16 protein-coding genes are annotated in these 16,843 nt (G+C 69.8%); 8 read left to right on the top strand and 8 right to left on the bottom strand.

What is annotated here, in order from left to right; genetic code table 11:
- A partial coding sequence (locus ABZT06_RS06165) for a streptophobe family protein (protein ID WP_355735612.1) occupies positions 1-1,944 on the bottom strand: 1,944 nt, incomplete at its 3' end.
- Between the two features lie 251 nt (positions 1,945-2,195).
- Here ABZT06_RS06165 and ABZT06_RS06160 point away from each other — a divergent pair.
- Positions 2,196-4,790, top strand: a complete 2,595-nt coding sequence (locus ABZT06_RS06160; protein ID WP_355735609.1) for an FHA domain-containing protein — start codon at positions 2,196-2,198, stop codon at positions 4,788-4,790.
- Between the two features lie 76 nt (positions 4,791-4,866).
- Here the strand turns inward: ABZT06_RS06160 and ABZT06_RS06155 are convergent, their stop codons facing one another.
- From ABZT06_RS06155 to ABZT06_RS06145, 3 genes are all read right to left on the bottom strand, one after another.
- The gene (locus ABZT06_RS06155; protein WP_355735606.1) at positions 4,867-5,628 is read right to left on the bottom strand and encodes a transglycosylase SLT domain-containing protein; all 762 of its coding nucleotides are present in this window, start codon (positions 5,626-5,628) and stop codon (positions 4,867-4,869) included.
- A gap of 299 nt (positions 5,629-5,927) precedes the next feature.
- Positions 5,928-7,004 carry an S-adenosylmethionine:tRNA ribosyltransferase-isomerase gene (locus ABZT06_RS06150; RefSeq protein WP_355735603.1) on the bottom strand — a complete coding sequence of 359 codons (1,077 nt, stop codon included), beginning with the start codon at positions 7,002-7,004 and terminating at the stop codon, positions 5,928-5,930.
- Positions 7,001-7,696 carry an SDR family NAD(P)-dependent oxidoreductase gene (locus ABZT06_RS06145; protein ID WP_355735600.1) on the bottom strand — a complete coding sequence of 232 codons (696 nt, stop codon included), beginning with the start codon at positions 7,694-7,696 and terminating at the stop codon, positions 7,001-7,003. Before ABZT06_RS06145 ends, ABZT06_RS06150 begins: the two co-directional genes overlap by 4 nt.
- 186 nt (positions 7,697-7,882) lie before the next feature.
- Here ABZT06_RS06145 and ABZT06_RS06140 point away from each other — a divergent pair, with 186 nt between their 5' ends.
- The 3 genes from ABZT06_RS06140 (at position 7,883) to chpE (ending at position 10,065) form a co-directional block, all read left to right on the top strand.
- Complete coding sequence (locus tag ABZT06_RS06140) at positions 7,883-9,028, top strand: GAF domain-containing sensor histidine kinase (RefSeq protein ID WP_355735597.1); 1,146 nt, start codon at positions 7,883-7,885, stop codon at positions 9,026-9,028.
- Positions 9,021-9,662 (top strand): response regulator transcription factor, encoded by a 642-nt coding sequence (locus ABZT06_RS06135; RefSeq protein ID WP_355735594.1) that lies wholly within the window; start codon positions 9,021-9,023, stop codon positions 9,660-9,662. The genes ABZT06_RS06140 and ABZT06_RS06135 overlap by 8 nt, the downstream gene beginning before the upstream one ends.
- 157 nt (positions 9,663-9,819) lie before the next feature.
- A complete protein-coding gene (chpE, locus tag ABZT06_RS06130) occupies positions 9,820-10,065 on the top strand; it encodes a chaplin ChpE (RefSeq protein ID WP_355735591.1) in 246 nt (81 codons plus the stop codon).
- A 182-nt stretch (positions 10,066-10,247) separates the two neighbouring features.
- Here the strand turns inward: chpE and ABZT06_RS06125 are convergent, their stop codons facing one another.
- Positions 10,248-11,036: a hypothetical protein gene (locus ABZT06_RS06125; protein ID WP_355735588.1), complete on the bottom strand. Its 789-nt coding sequence runs from the start codon at positions 11,034-11,036 to the stop codon at positions 10,248-10,250.
- Positions 11,037-11,176: 140 nt separating this feature from the next.
- Here ABZT06_RS06125 and ABZT06_RS06120 point away from each other — a divergent pair, with 140 nt between their 5' ends.
- From ABZT06_RS06120 to ABZT06_RS06110, 3 genes are all read left to right on the top strand, one after another.
- Entirely contained in the window at positions 11,177-11,974 is a 798-nt protein-coding gene (locus tag ABZT06_RS06120; RefSeq protein ID WP_020121314.1) for an ABC transporter ATP-binding protein, read from the top strand.
- A 94-nt stretch (positions 11,975-12,068) separates the two neighbouring features.
- Positions 12,069-12,500: an NfeD family protein gene (locus tag ABZT06_RS06115; RefSeq protein WP_355735584.1), complete on the top strand. Its 432-nt coding sequence runs from the start codon at positions 12,069-12,071 to the stop codon at positions 12,498-12,500.
- A 130-nt stretch (positions 12,501-12,630) separates the two neighbouring features.
- Positions 12,631-13,569, top strand: coding sequence for an SPFH domain-containing protein (locus ABZT06_RS06110; protein WP_031060384.1), 939 nt, complete (start codon positions 12,631-12,633; stop codon positions 13,567-13,569).
- Between the two features lie 105 nt (positions 13,570-13,674).
- Here the strand turns inward: ABZT06_RS06110 and ABZT06_RS06105 are convergent, their stop codons facing one another.
- From ABZT06_RS06105 to ABZT06_RS06095, 3 genes are all read right to left on the bottom strand, one after another.
- Positions 13,675-14,181 carry an HNH endonuclease gene (locus ABZT06_RS06105; RefSeq protein WP_007381071.1) on the bottom strand — a complete coding sequence of 169 codons (507 nt, stop codon included), beginning with the start codon at positions 14,179-14,181 and terminating at the stop codon, positions 13,675-13,677.
- 151 nt (positions 14,182-14,332) lie between these two features.
- Positions 14,333-14,872 carry a YbhB/YbcL family Raf kinase inhibitor-like protein gene (locus tag ABZT06_RS06100; RefSeq protein ID WP_355735579.1) on the bottom strand — a complete coding sequence of 180 codons (540 nt, stop codon included), beginning with the start codon at positions 14,870-14,872 and terminating at the stop codon, positions 14,333-14,335.
- A 43-nt stretch (positions 14,873-14,915) separates the two neighbouring features.
- Positions 14,916-15,698, bottom strand: coding sequence for a sporulation protein (locus tag ABZT06_RS06095; RefSeq protein ID WP_355735576.1), 783 nt, complete (start codon positions 15,696-15,698; stop codon positions 14,916-14,918).
- A gap of 141 nt (positions 15,699-15,839) precedes the next feature.
- Between ABZT06_RS06095 and ABZT06_RS06090 the strand changes: the two genes are divergently transcribed.
- A complete protein-coding gene (locus ABZT06_RS06090; RefSeq protein WP_355735573.1) occupies positions 15,840-16,481 on the top strand; it encodes a DNA-3-methyladenine glycosylase in 642 nt (213 codons plus the stop codon).
- Positions 16,482-16,843: the final 362 nt, after the last annotated feature.

The following is a 16,843-nucleotide window of genomic DNA, read 5'->3' as shown; positions in this document are numbered from 1 at the left end:
GGGCCGCCCGGCGTGGCCGCTTTGCGCCTGTGCGTCGTCACCGGGCCACGGTGTCTCGCCGGGGTAGGCCCGCGCCTCACCACCAGGCCACCCCGCCCCACCCTCATACGGCTGGGACCCACCGTCATACGACCCCGCCCCACCTTCGTACGACTGGGACGCACCCTCGTCGTACGCACCGGACCCGCCCTCGTACCCCCACTCCCCGCCCCCGGGCGCCCGCGCCCCGCCCTCATAAGCCCCCGTCTCACCTCCAGGCGCTACAGCCCCACCCCCGGACGCCTCGCCTCCACCCGCGTAAGCCCCACCGGCATGAGCCTCACCCGCATAAGCCTCACCCGCATAAGCCTCACCCGCATAAGCCCCACCCCCATACGGCCCCACCCCCCGCTCATACGGCCCGCCCCCACCCGCATACCCCTGGTCCCCAGCAAGCCCAGCCCCCTGCACCCCCACCGCCCCCGAAGCCGCCCCCGACCCCGCACCGAACCCCCCCACCCCGTCACCCAGTGCCAACCCCGCCGCCCCCGACCCCGCCGCCCCCGTCGCCCGCGCCAGCAACGCCCCCGCGGCTCCCGCGCCCGCCCCCCACAGCGCCCCGAGCAGCACCGCCATGCCGAGCTGCCCCCGCAGCCGGACCCCCGCGCCGAACGCGTCGAAGCCCAGCACCGACAGCGAGGCGTCCACCGACACCTCCGTCAGCCAGGCCAGCAGCGGCAACGCCAACGCGGTCGCGACCCCCAGCCGCAGCGCACACCGCCCCGCGAAACCAAGAGTTCCGGGATCCCGTACGGCCCCGGCCGTACCCCGCCCCGCGCCGGCCCCGCCCGCCACCCCCACCGGCGTGCGCACAGCGGTGAGCACGCCCGCCAGGAGCATCATCAGCGCCGCCGCCACCCCCAGCAGCCACACCCGCCCGTCCAGCTCCGCCAGGCGCCCCAGCGTCACCGACTGGGAGGAGTCCGAGTCGAGCAGGCGGTCCAGCGGGTCCGGGAGGAAGTTCGTCAGTACCCCTGTCGCCCGGCCGTCGAAGGGGACGAACAGGCCGACGGGGATGCCCAGCCACACCCCGTTCGGCGCCCCGAGCAGCGCCGCTCCCGCAATCCGCCTGGGGTGGTCGTCGCCGATCGCCGCGTACGCCGCCGCCGAGAGCCCCGCGGCCACCGCGACCAGCAGCACCGTCACGAGGGCGGACACGGCCGGCCGTACGACCCGGTGCACGGCCTCCCAGCCGCGAGGCAGCGGCGTACGACGGGACGCCAGCAGCGCGACCAGCAGGATCCCGGCCGACCAGCCGAGCCCGCCGAGCAGCGTCGGCGCGGTGTCCACGGTGAAGCCCACCGCGGCCTTCGCGTCGATGAGGCCGCCGATCCGGTCGGGCAGCAGTCCGCCGATGTCCCCGACATCCCCCAGCCCGGGGATGTCGAGACCGCCGCCACCTCCCGCGCCGGGAAGCTTGTCGAGCCCCAGCGCGCCCCCGTCGATCGTGATGACGTCGTGCCCCGCCCAGGCCAGCCCGCCCATCATCGCCGTGAAGAGCGCGACCACCGAGCCCGCGCGGGCGAGGAGTTCCGCCGGCGCGATCACCGCTCCGGCCCGCCGCAGGGACCGTAGGAAGAACCATGACAAAAGCACCGCACCGACCAGGCTGACGCCCAGTGGCGTGATCTCGATGGCGGTCGAGGCCTCCGCCCCCGTCAGCCCGAACGCGGACACGTCACCGGAGGGCGTCACCGAACCCCCCGCCGCAAGGGCCACCACAGCCGCGGTCATCGGACCCAGCGAGGCCGCGGAATCGGCCTCCAGCAGATGCAGACCGAGCGCGGCCGTACCCGCCATCCCGATCAACGCCCAGCTCACGGCGGCGACAGCGGACAGCAGGATGTCGCCCCACGGCAGCCGCACGCCGTGCTGCGTGGTCTCCGCGCTCATGGACGCACTCATGGACGCACTCATGGCAGACCCCCCGATCCGCGGCGCGGCCGAATCCGCGCTTGTCCCCCTCGCGTGGATTACCCACTCTCCGGGTCGGTTTCAACCCCGTCAACGGAACCGGCCGAAGCGCGCGAACGTGGTGTTCTCGGGGCTCGACTTTCGGTCAGGAGGGGGATCCTGAAATAGTTCCCGACGATGTTCGACATCCCTACACTCCCTGTGACGGGGGCAATTCGGGGGACTACTCAGTGGGGCTTGGAGTGCCGGAACTCGTACTGGAAGCGAATGGACGTACCTGGACGCTCGATCCGTCCAGGCCGTACAGCCTCGGACGCGATCCGCAGGGGGACATCGTGTTCGACGACGCCAGGGTGTCCTGGCGGCACGCCACGATCAGCTGGAGCGGGCGCAGTTGGGTCATCGAGGACCACAGCAGCACCAACGGCACGTTCGTGCAGGGCCGACGGATCCACGAGACGGAGATCGGCCCCGGCGCCGCCGTCCACCTCGGCAACGCGAACGACGGCCCGCTGCTGAGCCTCGCCGGCACCGCGGCTCCGGCCGCCCAGCCTCAGCCGTACGCCGCGCAGAGCGCGAACCCCGGCTGGGCCCAGCAGACACCGCAGCAGTCACCACACCAGGTCTCGCCACAGACACCACACCAGGCCCCGCAGCAGGCCGCACCGCAGGCCGCGCAGTCCGGCTGGCCACAGCCCCAGCAACAGCCGCGGTCGCACGCGCAGCCGTACTCCCACCAGCCGCCGCAGAAGATCCCGCAGCAGCAGGGCCCCGGCGCGGGCGCCGACGGGGGCGCGCCGCCGGTCTACGGCGACCGCAGCCCGACCACGTTCCACCAGTTCACCATCGGCCGCATCATGCGCATCGGCCGCGCCCTGGAGAACGACCTGGTCGTCTCCGACCTGCAGGTCTCCCGCAACCACGCCGAGTTCCACTCGATGCCCGACGGCCGCATGGAGATCCGCGACCTGGGCTCCCACAACGGCACGTACGTCAACGGCCAGCCGATCCCCAAGGGCGGCTCGACGATGCTCGGCGCGAGCGACATCGTCGGCGTCGGCCACTCCACGTTCCGGATCGTCGGCGACAGTCTGGAGGAGTTCGTCGACACCGGCGAGGTCTCCTTCTCCGCTCGCCACCTCACCGTCATGGTCGACGGCGGCAAGCAGATCCTCAAGGACGTCTCCTTCGGCGTCCCGGAGAAGTCCCTGATCGCGGTCATCGGACCGTCCGGTTCCGGCAAGTCGACCCTGCTCAAGGCGCTCACCGGCTACCGGCCCGCCAACCAGGGCGACGTCCTCTACGACAACCGCAACCTCTACAAGCAGTTCGCCGAGCTGCGCCAGCGCATCGGTCTGGTCCCGCAGGACGACATCCTGCACAAGGAGCTGACCGTCAAGAAGGCGCTCAAGTACGCGGCCAAACTCCGCTTCCCCGCCGACACCACGGGCGAGGAGCGCGAGCACCGCATCAACGAGGTGCTGCGCGAGCTGAAGCTCGACATCCACCGGGAGAAGAAGGTCACCGCCCTCTCCGGCGGCCAGCGCAAGCGCGTCTCCGTGGCCCTGGAGCTGCTCACCAAGCCGTCCCTGATCTTCCTCGACGAGCCGACCTCCGGCCTCGACCCGGGCATGGACCGCGATGTCATGCAGCTGCTGCGCGGCCTCGCCGACGACGGCCGTACGGTCCTCGTGGTCACCCATTCCGTGGCCGAGCTGGCCCTGTGCGACAAGCTCCTGGTGATGGCCCCGGGTGGCGCGGTCGCCTACTTCGGGCCGCCCGAGGAGGCACTGAACTTCTTCGGCTACGACACCTGGGCCGACGTCTTCTCCGCCTTCGAGAACTACCGCGACTACGACTGGGCCGGTCGCTGGAAGGGCTCGCAGCACTACCAGATGTACGCCGCGGACATAGACGCCGTTGCGCCGCAGTCCGTACAGATGCCTCCGATGCAGGGCATGAAGCCGCCCAAGCCGCAGCGCTGGACGGGTCAGTTCGGGACACTCGTGCGCCGCTATGTGTCGGTCATCGCCTCCGACAAGGGCTTCCTGGCCCTGACGGTGATCCTGCCGCTCGTCCTCGGCTCGGTGAGCCTGCTCATCGACTTCGGCGACAATCTGCTGCCCAAGCCGGTCGACCCCAGGACCAAGCTTCCCGAGCCGAACAGCACGGCCACCACGGTCCTGCTGATCCTCGCGGTCGGCGCCTGCTTCGCCGGTGCGGCCAACTCCGTCCGTGAGCTGATCAAGGAACGGGTGATCTACGAGCGGGAGCGCGCCACCGGCCTGTCCCGCTCGGCGTACCTGATGTCCAAGGTGGTCGTACTGGGCGTGATCACCATCCTGCAGGGGCTGATGGTCGGCGTCATCGGCTTCGCCAGCCGCGGACTGCCGAACGAGGGACTGGTCCTCGGCAACGCCACCCTCGCCGAGCTGTGCCTGCCGATCATGGGGCTCGGGTTCACCTCGATGATGTTCGGGCTGATCATCTCCGCGCTCGTGAAGACCTCCGAGAAGACCATGCCGTTGCTGGTCATGTTCGCGATCGTCCAGGTCGTCTTCACCGGCTGTCTGTTCACCCTGCACGGCACCATCGGCGTCAACGAGCTCTCGTACCTGATGCCGTCGCGCTGGGCGGTCGCCGCCGCGGGCGCCACGCTGGACTTCAACCAGGTCAACCCGCCCGTCAAACCCGGCGACACGACCGACCCGCTGTGGGACCACACGGTCAGCACCTGGGGCCTGAACATGATCGCCCTCATCGCCATCGGCGTCGTCTGCGGGTTCCTCGTCTCCCGCTTCCTGCGTCGCCACGAGCCCGAGGTCATGCGCAAGTGATCACTGTCGTACGACGGTGAAGGGCGGCACCCCGACAGGGGTGCCGCCCTTTTGCGTACGAGAGGTCCGCGCGACCTCAGTACGCGCTGTTGACGTTGTCCATCGAGCCGTACCTGTCGGCCGCGTAGTTCGCGGCGGCGGTGATGTTGGCGACCGGGTCGTAGATGTTCCAGGACGTGCCCGCGACGTGGTACGCCCGGAACGTCGGCGGGATGACCTGGAGCAGCCCCTTCGACGGGATGCCGTTGATGGCGTTGATGTCCCAGTTGTTGATCGCGTTCGGGTTGCCCGAGGACTCCCGGATGATGTTGCGGTACAGACCGTTGTAGCTGCCCGGGATGCCCTTGGACTTCATGATGTCCAGGGACTGCTTGATCCAGCCGTCCAGGTTGTTGGCGTAGCTTCGGTGCACCGCGGCCTTGAGCTTGGCGCGGTGCGCGGCCCGGCTCGCGGCCTCCTTGGCCTTGCGCGCATGCGCGGCCTTCTTGGCGGCGGCCGCGGCGGCCTTCTTCTTCGCGGCGGCCGCGGCCTTGGCCTTCGCCTTTGCCTTGGCCTTCGCCGCAGCCTCTGCCTTCGCCTTCGCCGCGGCGGCCTGGCCCTGCAGGGCCTTGGCGGCGAGCTGCTCGCTGACGTCCGCGTGGAGGCCCTTGAGCTGCTCGGAGGAGTACTTCACGGGGGCCGAGTAGGTGGCCGCCTCGGAGGTGGTGGTCTCCGCGTTGCCGGGCACCGCGCTGAAGGCGACGGCGGCGGCGCCGAGCGTGGCGACACCGGCAACGGCGATCTTGTGGCGCTTGCTCAGCGCGCGACGATGACCACGGGTGAAAGGGTTCTTGGGCATGCGGGATGGACCTCTTCGAATAGCGCGGAGGTCGCTCGCTGTCCGAACGGTGGACACGGGTGCTTCTGCACAAACGCCGCGGTCGAAACCCGCGGCGCTGAGCGACGTTGGCAATTCTTAGCTGGCGCAAAACATCCCGGCAAAGGTGTGACGTACGATCCCGGGTAGTGGACCGGGGGAGGGCAAATCGGGACAGACTAGAACGTCTTTCCCGTTCATCAGGGAACCCTTTGTCTCCTATTTCGCTTCGTACGTGATCTGCGCCCTATGTGCGGGCTCACATCGTCCGCGCGGAGGTCTCACCGGCAGTTGCGGGCGCAATGCTCTACGTGAGGATCCTCCTTGGGGAGCAGGAGGTGTACGTCCCCGAACTCGTGCCACAGGTACCGCCGGCGCAGCGCCTCCGCGTAGCCGCGGTCGATCGCCGCCCGCCCCGCCACCGCCTCCAGCATCAGCAGATGCGAGGCCTCCGGCTCGTGCAGCCCGGTCAGCAGCCCGTCCATCACCCGCACCCCGCGCTCCGGAGTCACGACGAGATCCGTCCACCCCTCACGCGCGCGTACGACCCCGTCGGCACCGGCGGCCGACTCCACGGCCCGCACGGCCGTCGTCCCTACGGCGACCACCCGACCGTCGCCGGCCTTCACCGCGTTGATCAGCCGCGCGGAGGCCTCAGGCACCGAGAACCGCTCCGGATACGGCGGCTCGTGCGCCTCCGCCGAGGCCACCCCGGTGTGCAGCGTCACCGGAGCGAACTGCACCCCCCGGCTCACCAGCTCCGCCACCAGTCGCGCGGTGAAGGGCCGCGCCGCACTGGGCATCTCCGCACTGCCCGACCCGTCGCGCGACGGCAGCGCGAACACCGTCTGGTAGACGGACAACGGCTGGTCCCGCTCCGTATAGGTGTAACGGATGGGCCGCCCGTGCTCCCGCAGCAGCCCTAGGACCCCCCCGCCGCACACCCGCGCCCACCACAGCCGCCCGCTCACCGCCTCCTCCAGGACCAGTCGCCCGCCCCCGGGCAGCCGCACCACCGTCCCCGTGGGCCCGCCCGCACGCGCACGCGTGGTGCCTTTCCCGTCCGGATCCCGCAGTTCGACCGCCCACCGGCCGTCGTCCCCGCGCGTGGAGAAGTGCACCACCACACGCGCATGCCCGAGCCGGCCGTCGACGGCCGCGGCCAGCGTGGGGGAGGTGTTCACGACGAGCAGGTCCCCGGCCCGCAGCAGCCGCGGAAGCTCGCCGAAGGAATGGTGCGACACCTCCGTGCCCCGCGACACCAGCAGCCGTACGGCGTCCCGGTCGAGACCCGGCCCGCGCTGCTCTGCCGGCACCCGCGCCGACAGTTCCTCCGGCACCCGCACCGCGAGTGTCATCGTCCCTCCAGCAGCGACGGAGCCCCGTACCGCCCGCTCGCCGGCCGCTCGTCCAGCAACCGCAGAAACGCCGGAACCACACTCGCCGGCTCCGGCCGCGGGTCCGTGTCGTCCGGTACGGCCGCCGCGTACAGGTCCGTCGCCATGTCCCCGGGATCGACGGCCCACACCCGCAGCCGCGGCTCTTCCTCGCCCAGCACTGCCGCGAGGTGGTCCAGGGCGGCCTTCGACGCCCCGTAGCCGCCCCACGCCTCGTACGCCTCGGCGGCGGCGTCCGAACTGACCGCGATCACCGCGCCGGCCCGTGACGCCCGCAGCAGCGGCAGCGCCTCCTGGACCAGGCCCAGCGCGGCCACGACGTTCACCTCCAGCGCACGGCGCAGCCCCTCCAGGGGCAGCCCCTCAAGGCGGGCCAGCGGCTCGGCACCCAGCGCGCTCGCGTTGTTCACCAGCAGATCGACGCCCCCGAGCCGCCAGGCCGCGGCGACCAGCTCGGAGCGGTGCGCCGGGTCCGTGACGTCCCCGGGCAGGGCCGTCACCCGGGTCCCGTGCCCGGCGAGCGCGGCCGCCGTCTCCTGAAGGACCTCCGCCGTCCTCGCGTCGAGCACCAGGTCCCAGCCCCGCTCGGCCAACGCTTCGGCGAGCGCCCGCCCCAGCCCCTTCGAGGCCCCCGTGATGATCGCTACCGGCATGACACCCGTCCCCTCGTCCTCCGCGCCGCCTGATCGGCGTGCTCCCAACGTAGGAACGGGGTCCTCCCGGCCGCCTCGGACGCGGGCCGCAAAGCGGCGAGGCCCTTCGCCCTAGGTCGTCCGCCCTAGTCGGAGGCCGTCACAGGTCCGATCCGCGCTGTCACACCCCGCCCGTACTCTGAGGACATGAGTCAAGGCCCCCGGTCCGGCCTCGCCGCGGTGAGTTCCGCGCTGCTGGCCATGAGCAGGCACCTCGAGGTGCGCGACGTCCTCAAGACGATCGTCGCCTCGGCCCGCGAACTGCTCGACGCGCAGTACGCCGCCCTCGGCGTCCCGGACGACCACGGCGGCTTCGCCCAGTTCGTGGTCGACGGTGTCAGCGACGCGCAGTGGAAGGCCATCGGCCCCCTCCCACGCCAGCACGGCATCCTCGCCGCGATGCTCCACGAGGCCACCCCCGAGCGCCTCGCCGACGTCCGCAAGGACCCCCGCTTCGAGGGCTGGCCGTCCGCCCACCCCGACCTGGTCGACTTCCTGGGCCTGCCGATCCGCGACGGCGACGAGGTCATCGGCGCCTTGTTCCTCGCCAACAAGAACTGCCCGAAACCGGAAGGCAGTTGCGGCTTCACCGAGGAGGACGAGGAACTGCTCTCGATCCTCGCCCAGCACGCCGCGATCGCCCTCACCAACGCCCGCCTCTACGAACGCAGCCGCGAGCTCACGATCGCCGAGGAGCGCTCCCGGCTCGCCCACGAACTGCACGACGCGGTCAGCCAGAAGCTCTTCTCCCTGCGCCTGACAGCCCAGGCCGCCGCCGCCCTCGTCGACCGCGACCCGTCCCGCGCCAAGGGCGAGCTGCACCAGGTGGCCGTGCTCGCCGCCGAGGCCGCCGACGAACTGCGCGCCGCCGTGGTCGAGTTGCGCCCCGCCGCCCTGGACGAGGACGGACTGACCGCCACCCTGCGCACCCACGTCCAGGTCCTGGACCGCGCCCACACCGCGCGCGTGACCTTCGCCGCCCGTAGCTTCCGCGCGCTGCCCGCCGCCCAGGAGGAGGCCATGCTGCGCGTCGCCCAGGAGGCCCTGCACAACGCGCTGCGGCACTCGGGCGCGGCCCATGTCGACGTGACGGTGGACCGGTGCGGCAGCGGAGCCGTGCTGCGTGTGACGGACGACGGCAGCGGTTTCGAACCGAAGGCGATCCGTCGCGCGGGACGCCACCTCGGCCTGGTCTCCATGCGGGACCGCACCAACGGGGTCGGCGGCACGCTGACCGTCGAATCGGCGCCCGGCAAGGGCACCACGATCGAGATGGAGGTCCCCGGTGGCTGACGCGATCAAGGTCCTGCTCGTCGACGACCACCAGGTCGTCCGCCGGGGCCTGCGCACCTTCCTCGAAGTGCAGGACGACATAGAGGTCGTGGGCGAGGCGGCCGACGGCGCCGAGGGCGTCGAGCGCGCGGAGGAACTCAAGCCCGACATCGTCCTCATGGACGTCAAGATGCCGGGCATGGACGGCATCGACGCCCTGCGCAAGCTCCGCGAACTGAACAACCCCGCGCGCGTGCTGATCGTCACCAGCTTCACCGAACAGCGCACCGTGGTCCCGGCCCTGCGCGCCGGCGCCGCCGGCTACGTCTACAAGGACATCGACCCCGACGCCCTCGCCGGAGCCATCCGCTCCGTCCACGCCGGCCACATCCTGCTCCAACCCGAGGTCGCGGGCGCCCTGTTGTCCCAGGAGGAGAACAACTCCGGTCAGGGCAGAGGAGGTTCGCTCACCGAGCGGGAGCGTGAAGTGCTCGGGCTGATCGCGGACGGCCGCTCCAACCGGGAGATCGCCCGGGCGCTGGTCCTCTCCGAGAAGACCGTCAAGACGCATGTCTCGAACATCCTGATGAAACTCGACCTGGCGGACCGGACACAGGCGGCACTATGGGCGGTTCGTCACGGAGTGGCCGGTTGATCCACTCGGCGCACGGCAATACGGAGGGTTCCGCTCCGGAGTGAGATTCATACCGTCGTGGGAATGTCCCCCGAATGGCGCATCCTTCGTGGGCGTCCGCCGTTCTCCAGTGCGTGCTGCGGCGACTGCCGCGGCAATCGCTAGGGAGGGCTTAGAAGTGAAGAACCTGAAGAAGGCAGCGGCCGTGACGATCGTGGCCGGAGGGCTGATCGCCGCCGGTGCCGGTATGGCCTCCGCCACCGACGGCTCGCACGCCGACGGCCACGCCGTGGGATCGCCCGGCGTCGTCTCGGGCAACCTCGTCCAGGCCCCGGTGCACGTCCCGGTGAACGCGGTCGGCAACAGCGTGAACGTCATCGGTGTGCTGAACCCCGCCTTCGGCAACCTCGGCCTCAACCGCTGACCTTCTCGCCGAGCGGCAGTGACTTCGGTTTCCCGGGTGCGTCCCGCACCCGGGAGGCCGGTCCGTCTGCCGCGCGAACGATCCGAACCGTGACGTCACCGGCGTTGGCTGGGGAAGTTCCCCATACCCCAGCGCCCCCTGGCCCGGGGCCGCGCACCCACACCCGCCCGGTTTCACGCCGGTCACCGCGCCCCGCGCTCCAATTCCTCCACGTACGCGTTGTAGGCAGCCACCTGCGCCCGCCGCCCCGTCCGCTCCACCGGCCGCAACGCCTCCCCCCGAGCCCGCATCTCGGCGGAGCTCACCGCACCCCCGTGCCCGTTCTCATAGGCCAGCGACACCAGCAGCCCCACCCGCTGGGCAAGCTCCAGCACCCGCACCGCCCGCGGCGGATACCCCGGCGCCAGTACCTCCCGCCCCCGCTCGGCCCGAGCCCGGTACGCCCCGAGCGCCGCCTCCGCCACCGGCCCCGACGCGGCCACATCCAGCCGCGACAACACCTCCGTCGCCTCCCGCAGCGCCTCCGCGAGCTCCCGCTCGGCCTCGCCCAACGAGGGAACGTCCGCCGGCGGAGCCTCCCGCACCGGCAGCACCTGCCACATCACCTCGACATGCACATCACCCGCGGGCCCGGCCTCGTACACCTCCGGCACCAGGCCCAGCGCGGCGCCGTGACAGACCACCGCCTCCTCCGCCTCCAGGGCCCGCGCGTTGAACTCCGGCGGCCCGCTCAGCCCCAGCGGATGCCCGGGCGCGGGCAGTGCGACCCGCAGTCCCGTCACGCCGAGCGACCGCAGCCGCCCCAGCGCCAGCGTGAGACCGACGGCCGCCGTCTCACCCGGCAGCCCCTCGACCCGGTGCACGGCATCGTCACCGACGATCGCCAGCACGGCGTCGTCCGGCGAGACAAGTCCGGCCAAAAGGCCGTTTCCCCAAGCGGCAAGGCGTCCAGAGCGCGGTTCCGAGAGCATGCCCCCAGCCTAAGGACCGGACCGCTGGACGGGAGCGGCCGACCGGTGGCGTAGATTTCATCGAGGGCTGCGCCCACAAGCGCGCACGCGCCAGCCGAGACGCCGACACCGGTCACACTGCAAGGGGAGACAACGCGCTCATGAGCGATGTTCTGGAGCTTCAGGACGTATCCGTGGTCCGGGAGGACCGGGCTCTGGTGGACCAGGTCTCCTGGTCGGTCAAGGAAGGCGAGCGCTGGGTCATCCTCGGCCCCAACGGCGCCGGCAAGACCACGCTCCTGAACCTCGCGTCCAGCTATCTCTACCCCAGCAAGGGCACCGCCACCATCCTCGGCGAGACCCTCGGCAAGCCCGGCACCGACGTCTTCGAACTGCGCCCGCGCATCGGCATGGCCGGCATCGCCATGGCCGACAAGCTCCCCAAGCGCCAGACCGTCCTGGAGACCGTGCTGACCGCGGCGTACGGCATGACCGCCGGCTGGCAGGAGGAGTACGAGGACATCGACGAGCAGCGCGCCCGCGCCTTCCTCGACCGCCTCGGCATGAGCGACTACCTGGACCGGAAGTTCGGCACTCTCTCCGAGGGCGAGCGCAAGCGCACCCTCATCGCCCGCGCCCTGATGACCGACCCCGAGCTCCTGCTCCTCGACGAGCCCGCCGCCGGCCTCGACCTCGGCGGCCGCGAGGACCTGGTCCGCCGCCTCGGCCGCCTCGCCCGCGACCCGATCGCCCCCTCGATGCTCATGGTGACCCACCACGTCGAGGAGATCGCCCCCGGCTTCACCCACGTCCTTATGATCCGCCAGGGCAGGGTGCTCGCCGCGGGCCCCCTGGAGCTCGAACTCACCTCCCGCAACCTCTCCATGTGCTTCGGCCTCCCCCTGGTCGTCGAGCAGGTCGGCGAGCGCTGGACCGCACAGGGCCTGCCGCTGTCGTGATCGTGTGAAGTCCCCGCAAAAACAAGGGCAATAAGCCCCTCCCCGCCCCATCGCGCCCTGTCCGCAGGGGTACCCCCGGACCTACCATGACCATGTGAACGACATCGACGCATGGGTGTGGTGGCTCGTCGGCGCGGCAGCGCTCGGAATCCCGCTCGTGGTGACCGCGATGCCGGAATTCGGCATGCTCGCCCTGGGCGCCGCCGCAGCGGCGATCGCGGCCGGACTCGGCGGTGACATCGTCGTCCAGGTGCTCGTCTTCGCCGTCGTCTCGGTGGCCCTCATCGCCGTCGTACGGCCCATCGCGACCCGGCATCGCTCCCAGCGGCCCCAACTCGTCACGGGCATCGACGCGTTGAAGGGCAAACAGGCCGTCGTCCTGGAGCGCGTCGACAGCGCGGGTGGCCGGATCAAGCTCGCCGGAGAGGTCTGGTCGGCCCGCTCTCTCGACACCGGCCGTGCCTACGACGTAGGCCAGGAAGTGGACGTCGTGGACATCGAGGGAGCCACGGCGATTGTCATGTGACCTCGCAGGATGCAACTGAACCGAACGCACCACGAGTCACACGACGGTCTGTCAGACTCGACCAGCAAGATCTTCAACAACCATAAGATCTTCCGAAAACGCCGAGGCGGAGAAGGGCACGGGGAGCACGATGGAACCGGTCATCATCGTCTTGATCATTCTGGTGGTGTTGGTCTTCATCGCCCTGATCAAGACGATCCAGGTCATCCCACAGGCCAGTGCGGCCATCGTGGAGCGCTTCGGCCGCTACACGCGGACACTCAACGCGGGACTCAACATCGTCGTCCCCTTCATAGACACCATCCGCAACCGCATCGACCTGCGTGAACAGGTCGTGCCGTTCCCGCCGCAGCCGGTGATCACCCAGGACAACCTGGTCGTGAACATCGACACGGTCATCTACTACCAGGTGACCGACGCCCGGGCCGCGACCTACGAAGTGGCCAGCTACATCCAGGCGATCGAGCAGCTCACCGTCACCACGCTCCGCAACATCATCGGTGGCATGGACCTGGAGCGCACCCTGACCTCCCGCGAGGAGATCAACGCGGCCCTGCGCGGCGTCCTCGACGAGGCCACCGGCAAGTGGGGCATCCGGGTAAACCGCGTCGAACTCAAGGCAATTGAGCCGCCGACCTCCATCCAGGACTCGATGGAGAAGCAGATGCGCGCCGACCGCGACAAGCGCGCCGCGATCCTCACCGCCGAAGGTACGCGCCAGGCCGCCATCCTCACCGCCGAGGGTGAGAAGCAGTCCCAGATCCTGCGCGCCGAGGGTGAGGCCAAGGCGGCCGCCCTGCGCGCGGAAGGCGAAGCCCAGGCCGTCCGCACGGTCTTCGAGGCGATCCACGCCGGAGACCCGGACCAGAAGCTCCTCTCCTACCAGTACCTCCAGATGCTCCCGAAGATCGCCGAGGGCGATGCCAACAAGCTCTGGATCGTCCCCAGCGAAATCGGCGACGCCCTCAAGGGCCTCTCCGGAGCCATGGGCAACTTCGGCAACTTCGGCGGCGGTTCAGGCGGAGGCAACGGCGGCTCGGAGCGCCGGGAGACTCCGAAGATCGACTGACAGCCCTTAAAAACAAGGTTCCCCGCACCCACCCAGGGGCGCGGGGAACTGCGCGACAAGCCACAACCAACCCGCAGTCGCAACGCAATCGATCCCGGCAGACGACTAGGCGGCCTCTCCAGCCAGCCAATCAGGCAGCGCAGAGAAGTCCTCGTGGCCCAACGACAACAGCATCGCGTCCGCCGGAGTCGGCTCGAACGGCTCCCGCAGCAACGGCATCCCCGCCTCCGCCGGAGTCCGGTTCGCCTTGCGGTGGTTGTCCTCGGCACAAGAGGCCACCGTGTTCAGCCAGGTGTCCTGACCACCCTGGGACCGCGGCACCACGTGGTCCACGGTCGTCGCCCGCCGCCCGCAGTACGCGCACCTGTGCCGGTCACGCACCAGAACACCCCGCCGCGACCACGGGGCTTGTCTTCGGAAGGGCACCCGCACATACCTGCACAGCCTGATCACCCGGGGCGCCGGTATGTCGACCGCGGCTCCGCGCATGCGCAGTTCGGGGTGGGACTGCTCGACGACGGCCTTGTCCTGCAGCACCAGAACGACGGCACGGTTCAACGTCACCGTCGACAGCGGCTCGAAGCTCGCGTTCAGTACCAGCGTGTCCCGCATGTCAGCCCACCTCCCATGTGCACCGTCCCACCCCCTGGCGGGCTTGGGCTTGGATCAACTCTGGCCGGGCACGCCGAGATGGACAACGCAATAAAAAGTGCCCGCCCCTGATCAATTCCAAGACCAGAGGCGGGCAAACGCTCGATGAACGTCAGTCTTCGGCGGGCACCTCGTACTCACCGATCAACTGGGCGCGCGCGATCGCGTGGAAGCGCAGGTTGAAGCCCACAAAGGCAGGAGAGGCATCCGAATCCGGACCGAGCTTCTCCTGGTCCACCGCGTACACGGTGAAGACGTACCGGTGCGGCCCGTCCCCGGCCGGCGGAGCGGCCCCACCGAAGTCCTTCGACCCGTAGTCGTTCCGCGCGTGTACGGCACCCTCCGGCAGCCCCTCGAACTTGCCGCTGCCCGCACCGACCGGCAACTCCGTCACCGAGGCCGGAATGTCGAACACGACCCAGTGCCAGAACCCGCTGCCCGTGGGCGCGTCAGGGTCGTAGCAGGTCACGGCGAAGCTCTTGGTCTCCGGCGGGAAGCCCTCCCAGCGCAGCTGCGGAGAGGTGTTGCCGGCCGCGTAGACCTGAGCATCCTTGAGCGTGCCGCCCTCCCGCACGTCCTCGCTCGTCACCGTGAACGACGGCACGGGCGGATGGAAGTCATGGGGGAGCGGCCGCCGGTTGAGCTCGGTCACCTCGGTACCTCCTGATCGATTACCGGAATCAGCAGTTCCGAGCCTAGAACCAGTTGCGCTTGCTGCCGACCTCGGACAGCCACTGGTTGAGGTACCCGGCCCAGTCGGTGCTCTGGTAGTCGTGCAGCCCCACCTGGAAGGACCGGAAGGTGTCACTGCCCTCGCTGAACAGCCCCGGCTTCTTGTCCATCTCCAGTACGACGTCCATCGCGTTGCCGTCCGCGACGAAGCTCAACTCGACCTGGTTGAGCCCGCGGTACTGCTGCGGCGGGAAGAACTCGATCTCCTGGTAGAACGGCAGCTGCTGCCGCGTCCCACGGATGTGACCGCGCTCCAGGTCCGCGTTCTTGAAGCGGAAGCCCAACTGCATGAAGGCGTCCAGGATCGCCTTCTGCGCGGGCAGCGGATGCACGTTGACGGGGTCGAGGTCACCGGAGTCCACGGCACGCGAGATCGCCAGCTCGGTCGTCACGCCGACGTTCATACCGCGCAGCGTCTGACCGTCGATCGTCGTGATCGGCGTCTCCCAAGGGATTTCCAGACCGAACGGCACCGCGTGCACCGCGTTCGCCTGCAGCGTGAAGGCACCGCCGAGCGAGACCTTCGTGAACTCGATGTCCTGCTTGTACTCCTGGTCGCCGCTCTCAACCTCGACCCTGGCCTGGAGACCGACCGACAGCCCCTCGATCTCCTGGTCGACGGACCCACCCTGGATCCGCACCTCGCCCTGGACGACACCACCGGGGACGACATTGACCTCGGTCAACACCGTCTCCACCGAAGCCCCACCGGCCCCCAGGCTCGCGAGCAGCTTCTTGAACGCCATGTCTCTCCTCTTAGAACGCGCGGATTCCTGATCCCTACAAACGCGATCCGGCCGTGGTCGGTTCCGCGCCATCACCCTGGCAAGCTGACGGACCCTTGACCACCCCTTGGCACACACCCGTCTGGACTACGCTCGTACGCCATGATCACGCCCCCGGACCGTACGCCACTGCCACGAGAGTTCTTCGACCGCCCTGTACTGGAAGTCGCCCCCGACCTCCTCGGCCGTACCCTCGTCCGCACGACCCCGGACGGTCCGATCGCGCTGCGCCTCACGGAGGTAGAGGCCTACGACGGTCCGAACGATCCCGGCTCCCACGCCTATCGCGGCCGCACGGCCCGCAACGACGTGATGTTCGGTCCGCCCGGGCATGTGTACGTCTACTTCACCTACGGCATGTGGTTCTGCATGAACCTGGTGTGCGGACCGGAAGGCCGGGCGAGCGCCGTCCTGCTCCGCGCCGGCGAGGTCCTCGAAGGCGCCGAGCTGGCCCGCAAACGTCGACTCTCGGCCCGAAATGACAAAGAACTGGCCAAAGGACCGGCCCGCCTGGCCACAGCCCTGGGTGTGGACCGAGCCCTGGACGGCACGGACGCGTGCGATCCGGGCGAGACCCCGTTGAAGGTGCTCACCGGCACCCCGGTCGCCTCCGACCAGGTATTCAACGGTCCGCGGACAGGGGTGGCCGGCGAGGGAGGTGTGCACCCCTGGCGGTACTGGGTTGCCGACGACCCGACAGTGAGCCCCTATCGGGCCCATGTCCCGAGGCGGCGCTCAAGTTGACTCGCTCTTGGAAGATGCGTAACGTGGCCCGAGCCGCTTGACCCGGTTACGGCGATCGCCAGCAGCCGAGAGCGGCCAAACCACTACCTACGACATCCCCTCAGCGGGGGCGATTTCGGCGTGCTCGCACGCCCGAATTCGAACTCGCGGAACTCGATTATGAGTTGCCGAGGGAATCGGCTAACGTAGTAAATGTCGAAAGGCCCCGCCGACAGGGAATCAGGCCCGAAAGGATCTGATAGAGTCGGAAACGCAAGACCGAAGGGAAAAGCCCGGAGGAAAGCCCGAGAGGGTGAGTACAAAGGAAGCGTCCGTTCCTTGAGAACTCAACAGCGTGCCAAAAATCAACGCCAGATATGTTG

It is taken from the genome of Streptomyces sp. NPDC005483 (assembly GCF_040606035.1).
Lineage (GTDB): Bacteria > Actinomycetota > Actinomycetes > Streptomycetales > Streptomycetaceae > Streptomyces.
The sequence above is the reverse complement of the archived record's forward strand: the minus strand, read 5'-3'. Positions and strand labels throughout refer to the sequence as shown.